General features: G+C 58.3%; 13 protein-coding genes. 4 read left to right on the forward strand and 9 right to left on the reverse strand.

The window, feature by feature from the left end; translation table 11 throughout:
• Positions 1–15: 15 nt before the first annotated feature.
• The 3 genes from IE102_RS09110 to IE102_RS09120 all read right to left on the reverse strand — a co-directional run bounded on the left by IE102_RS09110 (position 16) and on the right by IE102_RS09120 (position 5,890).
• On the reverse strand, positions 16–1,065 hold the full coding sequence (locus IE102_RS09110; protein WP_189486197.1) for a DUF7146 domain-containing protein: 1,050 nt from the start codon (positions 1,063–1,065) through the stop codon (positions 16–18).
• Positions 1,062–5,354: a strawberry notch family protein gene (locus tag IE102_RS09115; protein ID WP_189486198.1), complete on the reverse strand. Its 4,293-nt coding sequence runs from the start codon at positions 5,352–5,354 to the stop codon at positions 1,062–1,064. Before IE102_RS09115 ends, IE102_RS09110 begins: the two co-directional genes overlap by 4 nt.
• A gap of 185 nt (positions 5,355–5,539) precedes the next feature.
• Positions 5,540–5,890 carry a DUF2958 domain-containing protein gene (locus tag IE102_RS09120; RefSeq protein WP_189486199.1) on the reverse strand — a complete coding sequence of 117 codons (351 nt, stop codon included), beginning with the start codon at positions 5,888–5,890 and terminating at the stop codon, positions 5,540–5,542.
• A 273-nt stretch (positions 5,891–6,163) separates the two neighbouring features.
• Between IE102_RS09120 and IE102_RS09125 the strand changes: the two genes are divergently transcribed.
• A complete protein-coding gene (locus IE102_RS09125) occupies positions 6,164–7,291 on the forward strand; it encodes a hypothetical protein (protein ID WP_189486200.1) in 1,128 nt (375 codons plus the stop codon).
• Here the strand turns inward: IE102_RS09125 and IE102_RS17865 are convergent.
• The 4 genes from IE102_RS17865 to IE102_RS09140 form a co-directional block, all read right to left on the reverse strand.
• Complete coding sequence (locus IE102_RS17865; RefSeq protein ID WP_229807663.1) at positions 7,173–7,532, reverse strand: DUF6117 family protein; 360 nt, start codon at positions 7,530–7,532, stop codon at positions 7,173–7,175. The two genes, IE102_RS09125 and IE102_RS17865, sit on opposite strands and share 119 nt — an antisense overlap.
• 88 nt (positions 7,533–7,620) lie before the next feature.
• Entirely contained in the window at positions 7,621–8,022 is a 402-nt protein-coding gene (locus IE102_RS09130) for a hypothetical protein (protein ID WP_189486201.1), read from the reverse strand.
• Position 8,023: 1 nt separating this feature from the next.
• Positions 8,024–8,446, reverse strand: a complete 423-nt coding sequence (locus tag IE102_RS09135) for a hypothetical protein (protein ID WP_189486202.1) — start codon at positions 8,444–8,446, stop codon at positions 8,024–8,026.
• A 106-nt stretch (positions 8,447–8,552) separates the two neighbouring features.
• Entirely contained in the window at positions 8,553–10,694 is a 2,142-nt protein-coding gene (locus IE102_RS09140; protein WP_189486203.1) for a ParB/RepB/Spo0J family partition protein, read from the reverse strand.
• A gap of 453 nt (positions 10,695–11,147) precedes the next feature.
• On the opposite strand from IE102_RS09140, the gene IE102_RS09145 reads away from it, so the two are divergent.
• The gene (locus IE102_RS09145; protein ID WP_189486204.1) at positions 11,148–11,585 is read left to right on the forward strand and encodes a helix-turn-helix domain-containing protein; all 438 of its coding nucleotides are present in this window, start codon (positions 11,148–11,150) and stop codon (positions 11,583–11,585) included.
• 60 nt (positions 11,586–11,645) lie between these two features.
• Here IE102_RS09145 and IE102_RS09150 read toward each other — a convergent pair whose 3' ends face one another.
• The gene (locus IE102_RS09150; protein WP_189486205.1) at positions 11,646–11,945 is read right to left on the reverse strand and encodes a hypothetical protein; all 300 of its coding nucleotides are present in this window, start codon (positions 11,943–11,945) and stop codon (positions 11,646–11,648) included.
• Entirely contained in the window at positions 11,945–13,630 is a 1,686-nt protein-coding gene (locus tag IE102_RS09155; RefSeq protein WP_189486206.1) for a methyl-accepting chemotaxis protein, read from the reverse strand. Before IE102_RS09155 ends, IE102_RS09150 begins: the two co-directional genes overlap by 1 nt.
• 1,034 nt (positions 13,631–14,664) lie before the next feature.
• Here IE102_RS09155 and IE102_RS09160 point away from each other — a divergent pair.
• Complete coding sequence (locus tag IE102_RS09160) at positions 14,665–16,110, forward strand: methyl-accepting chemotaxis protein (RefSeq protein WP_229807664.1); 1,446 nt, start codon at positions 14,665–14,667, stop codon at positions 16,108–16,110.
• A 590-nt stretch (positions 16,111–16,700) separates the two neighbouring features.
• Complete coding sequence (locus IE102_RS09165) at positions 16,701–18,071, forward strand: dicarboxylate/amino acid:cation symporter (protein WP_189486208.1); 1,371 nt, start codon at positions 16,701–16,703, stop codon at positions 18,069–18,071.
• The last annotated feature ends 8 nt before the right edge of the window (positions 18,072–18,079 follow it).

Raw genomic sequence — 18,079 nt, forward strand, 5'->3', positions numbered from 1 at the left:
GATACCGCCAACTTACTATCGTAAGGATCGGTACGCATCGTGTGTCACAATGTGCGACAGGAGTTGCCTTCGCAATTGCTCGACACCAAGTAACCGCAAATCTGTATTCAGGTCGTCCAGTTGAGGCGGCAAAACGATAGGCCTTATACCGAGGTCATCAGCGCGCGCTGCCAATCGTTCCGTTGCGGCATAGCCTGCGGCATCGTTGTCGCGGACAATGTACAGGCGTTGCAATGTCAGTGGCAAGGTGAGCGCCGCCAGATGCGACGCCGAAAGGGTCGCAATAACTGGCATGCCCGGCAGCACGGTTCTCAGCGACGCCACGGTTTCCAAACCTTCACCCACGGCCATAACATCCTCCACCCGACCTATGCGAATCCCGTGGCCGTAAATTTCCCCAATGGACTTTTTGGGCGATGCGACCGGGGCCTTGCCCAGGCGTATCGGATGCCAGCCGTCAGGGTCAAGATAGGTGCGATGCGCGCCGGTAATTTCGCCGTTGTCATTGGCGGATGCCGCAATCAGGGCAGGCCAGGATTTGCGCGACGTGCCATCCTTACCTCCATAGTAGCAGCGCGGGTGAAACCGAAGCATCGACGTATCGCCTGATAAGCGGATGCCGCGACCCAGAAGGTAGGTCTCTGCGAGGGTGCCGGCAATGGGCTGCGAGGCGGCGACCAGGCGACGGGCGGCTTCAGGCGATCCTTGAACCCTGCTGATACCGGTGGAAGTGCCCGGTAAACTGAGGTCTGGGGCGGGGGGCGGCATCGACAAAAATCGCCGGCCCTCAGCCAGTACCTCAACAAAAGTGGTCAGACCGCAGGTTTCGCGGATGATATCGAGCAGATCGCCGTGCTCGCCTGTGGCGGCATCCTGCCATTTGCCCGCCCTTTGGCCGCGCAGGTCGTCGGCCAACCGGACAAACATAGACTGACCTGCTGTGTTACGGGCATCACCGACCCGCCAATACCTGCCTTCCTGATGACCATTGGACAGATAATGACGGCATACCGCCCAGGCCACCTGGCCCAGGCGATAGGCTATTTCAGAGGCGCCCATGGTCATGCGACCTCCCGATCGGACAGGGATTCTATCGGATATTGAGCGAGGACGCGGCTAAGGACGTCGATGCCTTTGGCATCGGTCGGCACAAACATCCGCAGCTTCCAGGCAATGATCTCATGGAACAGGCCGTAGCTGGTCAGGCGGGCGCGCATGGCTTCGGTAAATCCACACAGTTCGATGCGGTGCTCGTGCATGACCCGCACCCGTCTCAGTTCCAGACCTTCAGCGATATGGATGATGGCCTTGCCCTCACGCACCATCGTGAAAGCCTCAATGGGTGCGAGGGCCGGGTGCTCGCCGGTTGCCGCGGCGGCCCAGGCGGGGGGCACCTTGCGGCCGATCACCCGCTCACCATCGTCGGTCTGCAAACGATAGACGCGCGCACTGTCGGTGGGCAGGCGTTTCCATATCGGCAGGAGCAGGCCAGCGACGACATGGACATCGACCTCGTTAAACTCCGGCACGTCAGCGACTTCGGATTGCCAGGCGGCGGTAAAGGTCGCCAGATCCGTGGTTTCCCACTGCGTATGTTCGAGCATGTCGGCCAGCAGCTTCGAGGTGTCCATGGGCCGGACCAGTTGCACCCGCGCCACCATGCCGCCGTCCTCATCAATCAGGCTGGAGGTGGGCATTTTGACGGCGGCGCGCTTGGACTGGCTGTTTATCATTATTACGGCACCCGTAGCGGCCAGATGAGCCAGGGCATCGTCGAGGCTGAGCGGTGCATTGCGATGTTTTTGCCGGATGGTCAGGAGCCTCGTTTGGGCGCCGGTGGCCGGATGGGTGTAGATGACTTTTCGGTCGGTGATGACGGAGGCGTGGGCGTGCAAGGTTTCCAGGCCCACATCGTAAAGGCCCGACGCAATGGCACCTTCGATACGGGTGGTCAGGATATCCTCAAAAGCGGTGAAGAGGATGTTCTGCATGGCAATGGTGAGGGCCAGCAGGCGATTGAGAAAGGTGTTGATGGGCGGCAGCTCGTCCTTGAGACCGGAGCTGTCGCCCAAGACAAGGCCGGTCGCCGCTTCGAAAGCCTGGAGCGAGCAGCCGTCAACCTTACCGCGCCATATGTGTTGATAGAGCTGGCGCAAGGCGTCGCGCCCGTACTGGCTTTCCAGATTGTCTTCCGGACGAAACAGACCCTGTCCGCCGGTCTGGCGCTGCCCCTTGGTGATGGCGCCCAGGGTATCGAGCCGGCGGGCAATAGTCGACAGGAAGCGTTTCTCTGCCTTGACGTTGGTCGCTACCGGCCTGAACAGTGGCGGCTGTGCCTGGTTGGTGCGGTTGGTGCGGCCGAGCCCCTGGATGGCGGCATCGGCCTTCCATCCGGCTTCCAGGAGATAGTGGACCCGCAGCCGTTGGTTTTTAGCCGAAAGCGCCGCGTGGTAAGACCGTCCCGTCCCACCGGCCTCGGAAAAGATCAGGACGGGCTTGACGTCGTCCATAAAACCTTGCGTTTCCGAAAGACTTGACGATCCCGGACGGTTCTCAACGACCAGGCGATCGCCTTTGCGGACTATACGGCGTGAGCGTCCGGTGATCTCGGCGACGACATCTGTACCGAAGTGCTGGACGATGAGATCGAGCGCCCCTGGCACCGGCGGCATGGCGGCGAGGTGTTCTAGCAGGCGGTCGCGCCTAGCCACGGCCTCGCGGCATTGGACTGGCTGGCCATCGAGGCTAACAGGCCGCGATGACAGGTTGCCGTTGTCGTCGGTATAGGGCTCGTAAAGTTGGGTGGGGAAGGAGTGGGCGAGGTAGTCCAGGACGTACTCCCTGGGCGTAATGTCGACCTGCACATCATTCCATTCGTCCGTCGGTATATCGGCCAGACGCCGTTCCATCAAGGCCTCGCCGGTAGAGACGATCTGGATGACGCAAGCGTGGCCCGCTGCCAGATCGGCCTCGATCGATTTTAGCAGGCTGGGCGCTTTCATCGAGGTGATCAGATGATTGAAGAAGCGCTGCTTGGCCGACTCGAAGGCCGATCTCGCGGCTCCCTTGGCCTGACCGTTCAGTGTGCCCTCCGATCCCGTGATATTGGCGGCCTCCAGGGCATCGTTCAGATTATTATGGATGATGGCAAACGCGCCGGCATAGGCGTCATAGATGTTGATCTGTTCCGGGGTCAGCTCATGCTCAAGCATGTCATATTGCACACCTTCGTAGGACAGGGAGCGCGCGGTGTAGAGACCGAGCGCCTTCAAGTCCCTGGCGAGCACCTCCATCGCGGCCACGCCACCGGCTTCGATGGCCGAGACGAAGTCGGAGCGGGTGGCGAAGGGAAAATCATGGCCGCCCCACAAGCCTAGGCGCTGAGCATAGGCGAGGTTCTGCACACTGGTCGCCCCCGTCGCCGAGACGTAGACAATGCGGGCGTTAGGCAGGGCGTGCTGCAGGCGCAGTCCGGCCCGACCCTGCTGGGAGGCGGCAATATCGCCCCGTTCGCCGGTGCCGCCACCCGCGTTCTGCATGCTGTGGGCTTCGTCGAACACGATGACGCCGTCAAAGTCCTTGCCAAGCCAGTCGACGATTTGATTGACCCGTGACGCCTTATTACCGCGCTCATCGGAGCGCAGGGTTGCGTAGGTGGTAAACAGGATGGCCTCGGCCAGCTTGATGGTGGCACCCTGTTTGAAGCGCGAAAGCGGCGTGACCAGCAGGCGTTCCTGGCCCAGGGCTGACCAATCGCGTTGAGCGTCCTCCAGCAACTTGTCGGATTTCGAGATCCACACGGCGCGCCTGCGGCCTTTCAGCCAATTGTCGAGGACGATGCCGGCGACCTGACGCCCCTTGCCCGAGCCTGTCCCATCGCCGAGGAACCAGCCTTTGCGAAACCTGACGGCATTATCGACGTCATCTCGCGCAGCGGAGACCACATCGTAGGTCTGATCGACGGACCACGAGCCTGCCAGAAGTTCCGAGTGGGCCTGTCCGCAGAGGATCACGCTTTCAAGCTGGGCATCGGATAACAGACCTTTGGTGATGACATCGGCTGGCAGGTGCGGGCGATAGGTTGGCTTGGGCGGTGCAACGCTGGCCATCGCCGCTGATTGCACCAGGGTCGTCGGATGCGGTCGGGCCTCAGGTATGCGGATCGACTGGAGGCTATAGCCCTCGTACAAGGCCTCGGTCAGTTGACCGCCTTCGCTGACCGCCCAGTCAAGGGTCTCATATACCAGCTCCGCGGCAAGTGGCTCCGGTGTGGCGGGTGCGGAGACGACATTGAGGGCCGATCGGCGTGGCGCCGGTGTCAGCGGTTTCGGCGGAGATATGGCGGGCAGGGCAGCCGAGGCAGGCCCGCGTGGTGGCACGTGGCGGGTAACCCAGTCGAGCAGGGTGGCCGCATCGGGGGCCAATCCTAGGGAGGGCACGAAGCATTCCGGCGCATCGGCGGGTATCTTGTCGAACACCAGGAGGCGAGTATCGATGGTCGTGCCGTGCTTTTTATAGACCGATCCGTCGATGGCAGCAATGAAAACCAGGCGCGCCTTGCCCTGCAGCTTGATAAAGGCGTCTCGCCAGGCGCGGGTTTCCGGAGAAAAATTGGCGCCGGTGATGGTGACTAGGCGCCCACCGTCGGCCAACCGGTTGAGGGCAGAGGCGATATGGCGGTAGACGGCGTCGCTCATGCGCCCGTCGACATTGGCCATGGCGGAAAAGGGCGGGTTCATCAACACCACGGAGGGTTTGACGTCGTCGGGCAGATAGTCGTCGATCTGCGCAGCATCAAAGCGGCTCAAGGCGTCGCCGCAAAACAGGCGTTGCAGAAGGTCCGCGCGGAACTCGGCCAGTTCGTTGAGCCACAACCGTCCACTGGACAGTTCGCCGAGGACGGCCAGAAGCCCGGTGCCCGCGGAAGGTTCCAGAATGACGTCGCCGGCGGTGATCATTGCCGCAGTCGTGGCCGACAGACCCAAGGTGACGGGTGTTGAGAATTGCTGGAAGGTCTCAGAATCCTCAGATCGGCGGGTGTGCGTTGGCAGAAGCGCAGTGAGGCGCGCCAATATGTTCAAGAGCTGTTGGGGTGTCCTGGCCTTGTCCTTCAGGGCGGGGCCGTATTTGCGCAGCAACAGTACAGTTGCCGCTTCGCAGGCGTCATAGGCTGTCTTCCAGTCCCAGATCCCTTGCGCATCGCTGCCGCCAAAGGCATGGGTCAAGGTATGGGCCAACAGTTTATTGTCGATGGGCTGACCCTTTTCGAGATGGGGCAGCAGGGCCCGCGCGGCGTCGATAACGGGAACGGGCGTCGTAGATCTGATAGATTGCAGGGTATGGGGACGTGTCATGGGCGTAGACCTTCAGTTTGGGGTGAACACAGGAACCGGGACGACCTCTCTCGCCCCTTTCGGTTCCCCCCATTCCGGCCAACCTCTGACTCTCATCTCAGGTACAAAAAAGGGTTCGACGCTTAAGCGTCGAACCCAGAAATCCCGGCCGTTTGTCGGGTGTTATGACAAATTGTCGTTTGCCGCTACGCCAGAACGATTTGTCGCGCGTGGTGGGCCAGATCGGCATAAAAGCTTAAGCTATGTTCGGCCTTAAAATAGAGGTCGCGTTCGACGGGCAGGCGCAGCGCACCCCGCACCGCTTGGATTTCCGACAGTCGGACGTACCCAAGCTCTGGACAGCCAATGCCGAGATCGCAAAGCCCAAACAGGATGTCAGGATATTCCGGATCAGCCTCCGTAATCAGCCAGGTGGCACCGGCATCGGGTGTGAACAGCTTAACAACTGGAAACGGATCGATACTGTTACCTGTTGCGGCGCGTGCGCCATTAGCCAGCAGGGCGTCCATCTGGTCAGGCGTGATGAGTGGGGTCATGTGGGGGCTCTCCATGACGGTTATCGGGAGCCTCTCTCCCGACCTAAACCGTCACAGACATCCCGATGCCCTCTCACTCCGGAGCGCAGATGACGAGGCGAACCCTGGGGCTCAAGCGTTGACAAAATTGTGTTACCGAGGTGCCGGTTTCGTCTTGGCGTTGTGATGTGGGGTCCGGTATCTTGACCTGTCGCCGGTATCATCCCCCCCGATTCCGGCGCCATGCGACGGACGCCTTTGCCCCTCAAAGGCGTCCGTTTTCTATGTTCCACCGTGAATGCCGAGCTTTCCGCGATCCTCATGACCCAGGATTTAAACCCCAGACTGTTCTTCCATGCGGCGCTACTGGCGGGCACAAAGCTATGTCTGCTGCCGGTCGGCCGGGTGTCGCTTGAACGGCCGGTGGAAATTTCGCCAGGGTTTGTCCTCTATCCGGCGGGGCATCTGACACGGGAGGACTTGCGCGTCGTCTCGGTGCCGGAGGAAGCGTATGAAGAGGCTTGGCGACGCTATGGTACGACGACTGACGACGGCCAGCGCGTGCTTGAGGCGACCGGTGAGGATCTCGCCTGGCTCAAAAGTCACGCAACCCAAGTTACGGCCGAGGCCTTTTTCAACTCTGCGCTGCTCGGCTTTACCATCGACGTGAATTGGGACCGGTTCCTGGGGCCTACCACTCATGCCGATCACCTCAGCATTTTGGAAGAGGCCATGGCCTGCGGCGAACGCGTATTCGATCTGGTACGCTTTCATTATTGCAACCCGTTCACGACGGTAACCTTGCCGGGCAAGGTTGGCCTGCTATCGCCGTCACAGTTTTCCGCGGGCCTTTTCTATGCGCTTGAAGACCATGAGAGCTACATCATTGCCGGCGAGGTGATTACTCATCAGATCGTGGTCGGCCTCGGACTGGAGATTGGCGCCCATGTGTCGGTCGAACCGCTGGCCCATGGGGAGGTCGGCCATATCGCGCGCCAGGGGTTGATGCTTTATACGCAAGCCCTGGAAGCCAGCACCGAAACGGCCAAGTTCATTCAGCTCATGAACCTGATAGAATTTTTGGCTGAACCCGATCGCTATCAGGGCATGGCCGACGCTAAAAGAGCCATTGGACGCCATGTGGCCAAGGATCTGGCCGACTATGAAGCTATCATGGAGGATTTCAAGTATTTGAGCAGCCGCGGCGGCGTGAGCGGCCCCAATGACGGCCTTCGCCACAACATTGTGCACGTCGGCAAACGCCTTGAGACGCTGATTGGGCCTGAGGAACGGATCGCGGTCTTTAAGCGCCTGGCGCGCTATGTGTGCGTGCCGCTCGGGCACATGATGGACCGATCGGCCTCGTCGTGGGGCGATATCGAGGCGTTTCGGTACGCAGCCGGCGAGAAGCTTGGCTTTTAAATCTGCTCGGCACAGACACGTTATAGGTTTCAGGCGGTCTATAGGCCTCATAGGGGTCGCCGTCGGCCAAGTGACCGAAGGGTGTCATAAAAAGGGTTTCGCCGTCCTGGGCCACCGCGCATAGGACATAACGCGGCTCGCATGTTGTCGCATCTGTGCATGCCAGGAGCGCCAGATGGCCGTTCTTGGCGGCGCGCAGAAGCGTGTTGAAATTCTTGGGGTAGCTGTCAGGTATGGCCATGATCAAAGGTCCAGTACGAGTATTGCCCGGAACATGGTCCGGGAACTGAGGAGGATGAAGAGAAGGCCAGAGCCCAGGTGCCAGGTGCTCAGGTCGTATCCAGGTGTTGTTGGAGCCATAGATGCGTGTCGATCCACGCGACCGTCTCACCCGTCGCCAGGGTCAGGACATGGGCGCCGCCGCCGAAGGCGTCGAGGCGGGATTTGGAGCAGGTGTTGGCCCATTCAAAACCCCAAAGCCCGGTAAGGGGCAGGGCGCGGGCGCAGCGACGCACGAAATCGATGACGTTTTCCGGATTACCGCTGATATCGTCGTAAATCGATAGCCACGTGCACAGACCATCGCTGCCGATCTTCATCTTGAAGCCGATGTCACGGCCATCGTCGCTAAGTTCGGTGGTCATTTCATGATACAGGGCCATGGCGCAGCGCACGTTTTCCGACGAGCCCAGCTCAAGCTTACAGGCGAACTGGGTATAATAATCAGCCATGTCATCCCCCTCTGGCCACATCAGGCCGTGGGGCTGCTTCCGGCGCAACCCCGAACGCCGAGGCCTGGCGTTTGACGCCGGTCACGGTCTTGATAAATGAGGCCAATAGCTTGGGGTCTTCGAGTCGCTCAAGATCGGCGAAAGTGTTGGGCCCGCCCGTAAAGTCGCGGCGGCCTTGACATGTACGTATCAAGACACCGTTGCGCGATCCGAAGCTGGGCTGGCTGATCTGAATATAGAGGGTATCGGCGTGCAGCGTGATTTCGCCGCTGACCGCTATGCCCCCACGATTTGAGCGAATATCGAAACGCCCGGCCGGCAGGTCGAGCGCCTTGGCGAGTTGGCGAAGGCGGGTGCGTGCCGCGGCATGAAATTTGGCTTTCTGCGCTTCATTATAGGCGCAACTTAAGTGCCATTGGAACATGGTGATCTCCAGACAGGAAAGGCACCAACCCGTCGGGCCGGCGCCGAGGACATGGGAAGGTAGGGAAAGGGCGAGCCACAGCGTTTGCCAAGGCCCGCGTTTGCCGTTACTCGGCCGCCAGTGGCCCGGCGGCCTCATCTTCAGGGTCAGGGCTGTCCTCGTCGCCGCTGATATCGTCGTCCATGTCTCCCATCAGGAAGCTCGGCAGGTCGTCGCCGACCTCCATGCCCGCGTCCGGTTCGAGATGGGGTTCGCGGTCACTGATACCCGACATTTGGAGGGGTGCGGGTAGCCACCCGGTCCCGTCCAGCAGCCGTTCGGCTTCAGCGGCCATGTCGCCTTTCTTCAGGTGATCGATCATGCCGACAAACTGCTCGCCGCGCGCTTCCCTGACCGCCTGAAGAATATGTGGCTTGGTGACGCGACCCAGATAGTTATCGGTCGTTGGTCGCCAACCGGACACGACGAGATCGAGATCGAGGGCGGCGCTTAAGCGGTCGGCTTGTCCCATACGCGCTTGCAAACCCTGGCGGGTCACCGTGCCGTTGCCATATTTGTCGATCTTTTGGTGCAGGGCGTTGACCCCGAAGGACACGCAGTGGGCTAGCAGTGCCATCCTCGTTGTCTCATCGAGCCCGTCCACCCACGACCATAGCGCGCTCTCATTGCCCGGCACCAGTGCCTGCCAGGTTTCATGCCGTTGGGTAATGGCTTGTGCTGATGGGCTGTCCTTGAGATCTGGACCCTGCGCCTGAAGCGAGGGATGGAAAATCCGGGCTTCGAGGCACCCGCCACCGTCGCGCAGGAACAGATCTCCTGCGAGTTTGTGCAGGAGTGCGGTAAGGGCGACGTGTGGGTTATTGGCCAGGGCATTGCGCAGCGCCACGGTGCGATACGTCGTCAGTTCACCCAATAGCCGGTCGGGCAGCGGTTTGACGGGATCATCATCGTCTTCGTCCTCGGCAGGCTGTCGCTCGCCAGCCGCCGTGATAATCGTGGTGGGGGTGATCCCGTCGTCGTCGACTGAGCGGCTCACTACCCCGTCGTCGGCTGAGGTTTCCGGCGCCGCCTCATCTTCCGGACGGATGTAAGCCCGGTCGACCTTCAAGGCACCGTCGTGGGCAATGGTCAGGAATATCCCGCCACGGGCGATGTCGGCGGGATCATAGAGGGTCGGGCGGTTTTGGTAACGCTCTATAGCCGCCTCTATCACGCCCAAACGCTCGTCGACCGCCTCGGGAAAAGCCTCCTCGTCAGCATAGTCGTCAAGGAGAGTATCAAGCTCTTCGCGCAGGGCATCATATTCGGTCTGCTCCGCGGCGCTCAGTTTCTCCGGTGTCCCCTTAAGCTTACGCAGGCCATTGGCATGGCCATAGGGCAGGTCGATGGCGATCTCGGCCCACTTCCAACCTTCGGCGGACAAGGTCTCGGCTGCAGAGCGCAGTTTGTCGGCAACGAGTGTGTCGAGCAGGACAGGGTCTTGCAAAAATCCGCCGGCATCGTCATTGAACAGATCGCGTTCGACGATGCCGCCCGCCTCGACATAGGCATCGAGACCTACAAACCGCACACGCTTATTGGTGGCGGCCACACTGTTTTCGGTGAGATGTCTGCGGATGTGATAGGGTTCCTGCTGCCAGGAGATACCTTGTATGGCCTGCCAGACCATTTCCTGACGCGCATGGTCGTCAGTGACCGAGAACGCCATCAATTGCTCCAGCGCCATGCCATCGTCGGCATAGATGTCGAGCAAGCTCGGGGCCACGCTTGCCAGTTTCAGGCGTTGCTTGACCACGGTTACCGACACGAAAAAGCGAGCCGCGATGTCCTCTTCACTGAGACCCTGATCGACGAGGGTCTTAAAGGCGCGGTACTGATCTAGCGGGTGGAGGGCGAGCCGGTGTGTATTTTCGGCAAGGGAGTCTTCCTCGGCGATGCCGTCTTCACGCACGATGCAGTTTACGGGTGCGTCTTTGGCGAGACGCTTCTGTTTAACCAGAAGTTCCAGCGCCCGGTAACGCCTTCCACCGGCGGGCACGCTGTAGAGCCCGGTCTCCACGCCCTTGTCGTCCAGGATGGGCCGCACACTCAGGCTTTGCAGGAGGGTGCGCCGGCCAATGTCTTCAGCCAGTTCTGCGATGGATTGTCCGGCCTTAATGCGTCGGACATTAGACTGGGTCAGTCGCAGTTTCTCGAACGGTATGTCACGCGACGGCGACAGGATAAGTTTCGTCAGCGGCTTGTTCATGGTCTGAGTTTCCGTGGCGGCGACTGGAAGCCTCTCTTCCAGCCTTAACCGTCACGAAGTCCAAACCCTCCTCTGTCTCTGGATGTTACGTGTGCGCAGGCGCGTGGGTGGTAGCGCTGGGCATGCTGCCGCAACCCCTGCCGTTCGGTCACTCCGAAGGTTGCGGACTACCCGCTGCCTGCTCAGGCACAGAGCCTGTCTGGGCTTTGAAAATAATGGTGAATGACCATTTTTTACACGTATTACGGTCGATGATCTGGAAATGACTATTTTCACGTCAATTTACCGCGACGGTGGCCAGCGCGACGCGGCATTTTTTAACTGTCGCCTTACCAAGCCACACCACACTTAAGCGGTAGGATAATGACGTGGTGAGTTGCGTCGAGGGGACCTGGTACATGTGACCGCGGCTGTTGGCGCGGAGAATTGCAAACGAAGCGAAGGATAGTGACGATGGGTATTCCTCCGGACGAACACCAACCTCATTTCGTGGATATCCATGTTGGCGCCCAGATGCGTAAATGGCGAAAATTGCGTGGCTTTAGCCAGGAGCGTCTGGCCGACAAAATTGGCGTCAGCTTTCAGCAGGTTCAGAAATACGAACGCGGCGGAAACCGGATCAGCGCATCCAAGCTTTATGAAATAGCGGTCGTGCTCGATTTGGAGCCCACTGTATTTTACCAAGGCTTGCGCGAAGGAGGCTCGCTCGCCGACTTTGCGATATCGTTCTCCGCCAGCGATGTACGCGCCTTCCTGGTGTCGCGAGAGGGAATTGCTCTGGCTCAAGCTTTTCCCGCAGTCAAGGATGCGAAATGCCGACGAAAACTGCTGGAATTGATCGAGGCCTTGGCGGGGGAGAACTTGACGCGCGCGGCATCCGGGCTCGACTGAAGGCCTGGCACGCTGGAACCACCGCACAAGGGGCAATCCTCGTGCGATGGTCTTCAGCGTCTAAAGTTTACCATCGGGGAAGGTGGGCTTCGCCTTGGCCTGCTCTAACTTGTTGAGCACGTCGACGAAGCTTTGGGAGAACAGCTCTAGCCCGGCTATCATCCGGGCGACCTCAACGGGGGCGTGCGGTTTCATGGCGACACTGAGGTGATGGCACTCCACCTTAAGTCCATTTAGATTTGCCAAAGCGGTGGCCCGCAGCCGGTTAGGGTTGATGTCCTGATTGGCCTGGGCGGCGTCAGCCCTATGAATGTTCGGCCGAAGCGGCACCACTTTTTCGCTATGGGGCTGGTCGTTCATCACGCTGCCCTGACATTGGCGAGGAACCGGTCCATTTCGTGGCGGAGACGTTCGGCCTGTAGTGAGAGTTCGCTGGATGCACTGAGTACTTGCGAGGCCGCTTCGCCCGTCTGTTCGGCGGCTTGGGCCACACCGGAGATGTTGATAGTCACCTCCTGTGTGCCGAGCGATGCCTGATTGACGGCTTGGATGATCTCGTGGGTCGCACCCGACTGCTGTTCTACAGCCGAGGCAATAGCCGCATTCGTCGTGTTGAGATTCTGGATGGTGCCGGTAATACTTTGGATGACGCTGGCGGCATTGCCGGTGGCATCTTGAATCTGGGCGATTTTAGCAGAGATCTCGTCGGTGGCTTTGGCGGTCTGGCCTGCCAGTGCCTTGACCTCAGAGGCGACAACAGCGAAACCTCTCCCAGCCTCTCCAGCACGGGCCGACTCTATGGTCGCATTTAGCGCCAAAAGGTTAGTTTGGCCCGCAAGGCCGGCAATGATGTCGACAACGCCGCCAATGCTGGTAGCGACGTCTTTTAGGTCTGAAACAATTTTAACGGCCGCATCGGCTTCGCGTACGGCGTTGGCGGACGACACTGCCGAGGTGTCGACCTGACGACCGATTTCGCTGACCGACGCACCGAGCTGTTCCGCGGCTGAAGCCACAGAGGTCACATTGGTGCCTGCCTCTTCGGCGGCCGCAGATACGGCGATCGACTGAGCCGATGTCTCCTGGGCGGTCGAGGTGAGTTGGGTGGCAGCGGCCTGCATTTCTGTAGCCGCGCTTGCCACAAGGGCTACGATGCCGCCAACGGATTGCTCGAACGAATCGGCGAGTTCCAGCATGCCGGCGCGCCGTTCGCGCTCGATTTGTTCCTTTTGCTTGGCGGCTTGAAAGCGCAAGGTCTCGGTTTCTCTGAGACCAGTCTGAAACAGGGTCAGCGCCTTGTTCATCTGACCGATTTCATCCTTGCGGCCATCGTCCGCAATCGTGTCATTGAGTTCGCCCTTCGACATACGGTCCATATGGCTAACCACGTCCATGATCGGGCGCGCGATCATGGATCGCGCCATCCAGAGCGCCAAGCCCACGACGCCGAGAACAATGAGGCCCACGAGGGTTAGTCCCCAGGTGAGCGTCTGGTTTGCCTTGGCTGTGACGGCCAATGTAGTCTCATTGGCATTCGCTTCGACCTTGTCCAAAAGGGGGCGAATGATTTGCCGGAACTTAAGTTGAGACGCCTCCAGCTTGGCGAGTTCCGCAAGGCCGGAACTGACATTGCCGCTGGTCAGGAATGCCAGGCTGCTTTCGGCGCCGCGCGCAACTTCGCTCCGGGCGATGCCCAGCTCTTTCAGCGTATCACCATGTTCGGGGAGTGCCTTAGTGGCCTTGTCAATCAACTGCTCTGATTCCACGACCGATGTCCTGACGGCCTCTTCCGGGGCTTTACAGGCCTCGGACGGACATTGGAGTAGGGACAGTTTATAGAGATTTTGAGCAATAAAGGCATTTCGCTGGCTTACCCGTGACAGGGCGACCAGGGCGGGGTAATCGGCCGTGGTGAGATCAGAATAGGTCGAGTTAACCGATCGAAACGTGACGGCGAAGTAGCCCAGTGCGCCCATCGTGGTGAGGGTGAGTAGGGCAAGAACGCTGATAATCTTGAGCGATATATTGAGGTCTTTGAAGCGCATGAGTGTCTCCGACGGGGGGGGGAGGATTTGATGGGTGTGCCAAGACACGCGTGGCGAAACGTCGCGGCAAATATGCGTCGAAGTTTACCTGGGGAGCAGGGAGCGCCTGCCGAGGCTGGTTTGCATCCGTTTTTGGGTGCGTGACTTCAATGCGCGTCGGTGGGAATTATGGGATCGCTGTTTTGGGTTGTGGTGCCGCCGTAACCGCGCGCCGCAATGACATTTCTATGTCACTGCGATTTGCACGCTGAGGCTAAAACGCATTTGCCACAGTCCCAACACATTTGGCGTTTTCGCCAAACCTATGAAATGGCAGGGTTATTTTTCTAGCAAAAAATATTTTGTGTGGAAATGTGCACATATAAACCATGAATGTGTGTTGATATAAGCACAAAATCCGAATCATTTTCTGGCCGGGGTATCATCCCGGCACGGTAGATTTCGCCCACATCCATAGGCTGGAACTGCCGGTCGCTGCTCGACCCGTTCAGTAACGGTCAGTGTAGGGAAAGCGATTAGGTGAAAGCTAAAATGACAAATTATTCGTCGTTCCAGCGACGAATAAAGCTTTAAAAGACGAGAGACGTGCCAATTGTACAGCCTCTTGGCGCGGACCAGCTCACAACGTACGATGATGAACCTGAAAAAGGTCGACGCATAGTGCCGCGCAGGTGATCGACTCAAATCAAGCTTAGTGGGTTCTGTTGCCACAGATTGAAATAGGGTGCGATATTGCCGCGAATTTAGAACCGGTGTGCAAAATGCCTTGGTATCATTGTATTTGAGTTAACCCGTTAAATGCCGTAAAATCCTAGTCTAGGAGTTGACGTGAGCGACCCATGTAACTTTTGCCATTCCAGAATAGTGGCAAAGACTTACCTTTCTTGAATTTCAATCTAAAGAGGTACCATTGCTTGTAAATCTATTGTTCACTATAATTTAACCCCGAAGAGAGCACTGTTATCGCAATTTGTATCACTTAATCTATTGTTGCGAGGCAGGTTATGCGTTTATTTGGGTCTCGGGCGCAAGCCATGCTTGACGCGATTTCAAAATCGCAAGCCACGATCGAATTTGCCCTGGACGGCACCATCGTCACGGCAAACGATCAATTTTTGAAAGCTATGGGATATAGTCTGGCCGAAATCGTCGGCCGACACCACAGCCTTTTCGTCGATCCGGCGTATAGCCAATCGGCGGCGTACCGCGAATTTTGGCAGGCGCTGGCCAAGGGTGAGTATCAGCGCGCTGAGTTCAGACGTTTCGGCAAGGGTGGACATGAGGTTTGGATACAGGGTGCCTACACCCCTGTCCTGGGAAGCAATGGAAAGCCGGAACGCATCGTAAAAGTGGCAACGGATATAACGGAGCAAAAGCGTCAAACCGCCGATTTCGAGGGGCAAATTAATGCGATCAATCGCGCCCAGGCGGTTATCCAGTTCGACCTGGAGGGCAACGTCCTCGATGCCAATGATAATTTCCTAAACGTTATGGGTTACAGCCGGGCTGAAATCGTTGGTAAGAAACATAGCCTGTTCGTCGATGCAGCCTATGCGGCAAGCGCTGAGTATCGCCAGTTCTGGGATACGCTGCGCAGCGGTCAGTTCCAGGCGGCGGAATACAAACGCTTAGGGAAGGCGGGGCGGGAGGTGTGGATTCAAGCCTCCTACAACCCGGTGTTCGATGCGAGTGGGCGCCTGGTCAAGGTGGTCAAGTTTGCTACAGACACGACGGCGCAGGTCCAGGAGCGACTGACCCGAGCCGCGATTCAAAAGGGGATAGACGCCGACCTGAAAGAAGTAGCGCAGGGTATATCCGAAGCCAATGATCAGGCCCGCGATGCGGCCGCGGCGTCGATGGAGACCTCTGAGAGTGTTCAGTCGATCGCCGCCGGCGCCGAGGAGTTGGTTGCCTCTGTGATGGAGATCAGCCGCCACGTGAGTCATGCGATGCAAATCTCGTCGCAGGCTGTAGGTCAGGCCGGTGTAACGAACACGATCGTTGAAGGGCTCGCCGAGGCTACGGCGAAGATCGGCGCTGTCGTAGAACTCATTAGCACAATCGCCAGTCAAACAAATCTGTTGGCGCTGAACGCCACCATTGAAGCGGCGCGAGCCGGCGAGGCGGGTAAAGGCTTTGCCGTCGTGGCTTCGGAAGTCAAAAACTTGGCGACCCAGACCGCCAAAGCCACGAGTGAGATATCTGCTCAAATCCTTGCTGTGCAGGACTCTACGCGGGCGGCTGTCGACGCCATCTCAGAGATTACGGGCACCATCACCGAGATTAGTGACATTTCGGGCAACATATCTGCGTCCATGGAGGAGCAGACGGCTGTCATCAACGATATCGCTGCCAGCATGCAAAATGCCTCTCAGAAAGTCGATGCGATAACTCAGAATATCGCATCCATATCAGGGGCAACCTCACAAATCGATATGGCGGCTAAGAACGTCAGCGAGGCGTCTCGCAAGTTGGCTTAGGCTCCGGTTTGAGGTCCGTCGTCTATGGTCCGCGCTGCGGTTGAATTGCAGATAACGACGTAGACTGTCTTCCACCTGCCCCTCATAGACAAGCCTGCGATCAGGTATGACACCAAAGTGGAGCGCCAGACCGGTCCCACTTAGCGACCGCTTTCCGTGACGGTCGATATGTGTGGTATCGCGTCGAGACGCTTCACCTGCGCCATCGATTTGTGCGTGACACCCGCCGTCGGCTATTCGCGCTTGCGCTTCTAAGTTTTACTCAAAGGCGTCACGTAGCTTTCAGCCGATATGGTCTAATCCAGCCTAACTTCAGCCCTGATGGATACAACACTGGTTGTGTGGAAATAAGCACATCCTAAGAAAAATCTGGCGTAATTCCACACAAAAATACTTTGTTAAATGCTCTAATTTTTAGAATTATAAAAATAAAACAAATACTTAAATTTTATTTCCAGGCGGCTTGAACCGCAATATCCCCAGGGCGAATACTGAGGTCACGAGGTGCGCATCCATAAGAGCACTCGACAGAGGAAATGCGGCGCTGGCGGAAAGCCAACGTGACCGCCCACCGAACAGGAGGATACAATATGGCGTACGTCTCAACGACGCCGACGTCTGATGGCGTCGCAAAAAAGGGCAAGTGGTACACCCACCTTTATGCGCAGGTGATCATTGCCATCACCATTGGCGCTCTGATTGGCCATTTTTATCCGGCAACCGGTGAGGCGCTTAAGCCGCTGGGTGATGGCTTTATCAAGCTGGTCAAGATGATCATCTCTCCGGTCATCTTCCTGACGATCGTTACCGGCATCGCTGGCATGGGCAGCCTCAAGGGCGTCGGCAATGTGACGTGGAAGGCGTTTACCTACTTCTTCACCTTTTCAACCCTGGCCCTGATTGTCGGCCTGATCGTCGCCAATGTCGTGCAGCCCGGCCACGGGATGAATATCGACCCCAGCACCCTGCATAACGAGAAGGTCACAGAATACGCGGCCAAGGCGCATGAATCGACCATTACCGGCTTTTTGATGGGCATCATCCCGAATACCTTTGTTTCATCGTTCGTGGATGGCAATATCTTGCAGGTGCTGTTTGTCGCCATCCTGTTTGGTATTTCACTGATCCTGATCGGTGAAAAAGCCAAGCCCGTCGTCAATATCCTGGAGTCCGCCAGCCATGCCATCTTCCGCATGGTGCACATCCTGATGAAGGCCGCCCCTATCGGCGCGTTCGGCGCCTTTGCCTTTACGATTGGTAAGTACGGCATTGCCTCGGTGGTGAATCTGGCGGCTTTGGTGGGGACGTTTTATCTGACATCCGGTCTGTTCGTCGTGGTTATTCTGGGGGCGGTCGCCGCGTTTAACGGCTTCTCGATCTTCAAGTTGATCGCCTATCTCAAGGCCGAGTTGTTGCTGGTTTTAGGGACATCATCATCGGAATCGGCCCTGCCGAGCCTGATGGAAAAAATGGAAAAGGCCGGCTGTGCCCGTCCGGTCGTCGGTCTGGTGGTTCCCACCGGCTATTCATTTAACCTCGACGGCACCAATATCTATATGACCCTGGCCGCACTGTTTATCGCTCAGGCCACCAACACCCACCTCAGCCTGGGGGATCAGTTGATCCTTCTGTCGGTAGCCATGCTGTCGTCCAAGGGCGCTGCTGGTGTCACCGGTGCGGGCTTTATTACTTTGGCCGCCACCTTGTCGGTTGTGCCATCGGTGCCGATTGCGGGTATGGCGATTATTCTGGGCGTTGACCGCTTCATGTCCGAGTGCCGGTCGATAACCAACTTCATCGGCAACGCGGTCGCCACCGTCGTGGTCAGCCGCTGGGAAAAAGCCATCGACATGGATGCTTTTAATGCCGCCCTGGGTGGCAAACCCCTCATGATCGAGCCGGTAGGCGAGATCATTACGCTCTCGCCTGGCCTTCAGGCCGGTGAGAAAAGCGCGGACTAAGTTTCGCG

This window comes from Asticcacaulis endophyticus, from assembly GCF_014652575.1.
Taxonomy (GTDB): Bacteria; Pseudomonadota; Alphaproteobacteria; order Caulobacterales; family Caulobacteraceae; genus Asticcacaulis; species Asticcacaulis endophyticus.

Coding starts and splice junctions, on each gene's coding strand:
- IE102_RS09110 (WP_189486197.1), bottom strand. CDS start 1,065: ATGACCATGGGCGCCTCTGAAATAGCCTATCGCCTGGGCCAGGTGGCC.
- IE102_RS09115 (WP_189486198.1), bottom strand. CDS start 5,354: ATGACACGTCCCCATACCCTGCAATCTATCAGATCTACGACGCCCGTT.
- IE102_RS09120 (WP_189486199.1), bottom strand. CDS start 5,890: ATGACCCCACTCATCACGCCTGACCAGATGGACGCCCTGCTGGCTAAT.
- IE102_RS17865 (WP_229807663.1), bottom strand. CDS start 7,532: ATGGCCATACCTGACAGCTACCCCAAGAATTTCAACACGCTTCTGCGC.
- IE102_RS09130 (WP_189486201.1), bottom strand. CDS start 8,022: ATGGCTGATTATTATACCCAGTTCGCCTGTAAGCTTGAGCTGGGCTCG.
- IE102_RS09135 (WP_189486202.1), bottom strand. CDS start 8,446: ATGTTCCAATGGCACTTAAGTTGCGCCTATAATGAAGCGCAGAAAGCC.
- IE102_RS09140 (WP_189486203.1), bottom strand. CDS start 10,694: ATGAACAAGCCGCTGACGAAACTTATCCTGTCGCCGTCGCGTGACATA.
- IE102_RS09145 (WP_189486204.1), top strand. CDS start 11,148: ATGGGTATTCCTCCGGACGAACACCAACCTCATTTCGTGGATATCCAT.
- IE102_RS09150 (WP_189486205.1), bottom strand. CDS start 11,945: ATGAACGACCAGCCCCATAGCGAAAAAGTGGTGCCGCTTCGGCCGAAC.
- IE102_RS09155 (WP_189486206.1), bottom strand. CDS start 13,630: ATGCGCTTCAAAGACCTCAATATATCGCTCAAGATTATCAGCGTTCTT.
- IE102_RS09160 (WP_229807664.1), top strand. CDS start 14,665: ATGCTTGACGCGATTTCAAAATCGCAAGCCACGATCGAATTTGCCCTG.
- IE102_RS09165 (WP_189486208.1), top strand. CDS start 16,701: ATGGCGTACGTCTCAACGACGCCGACGTCTGATGGCGTCGCAAAAAAG.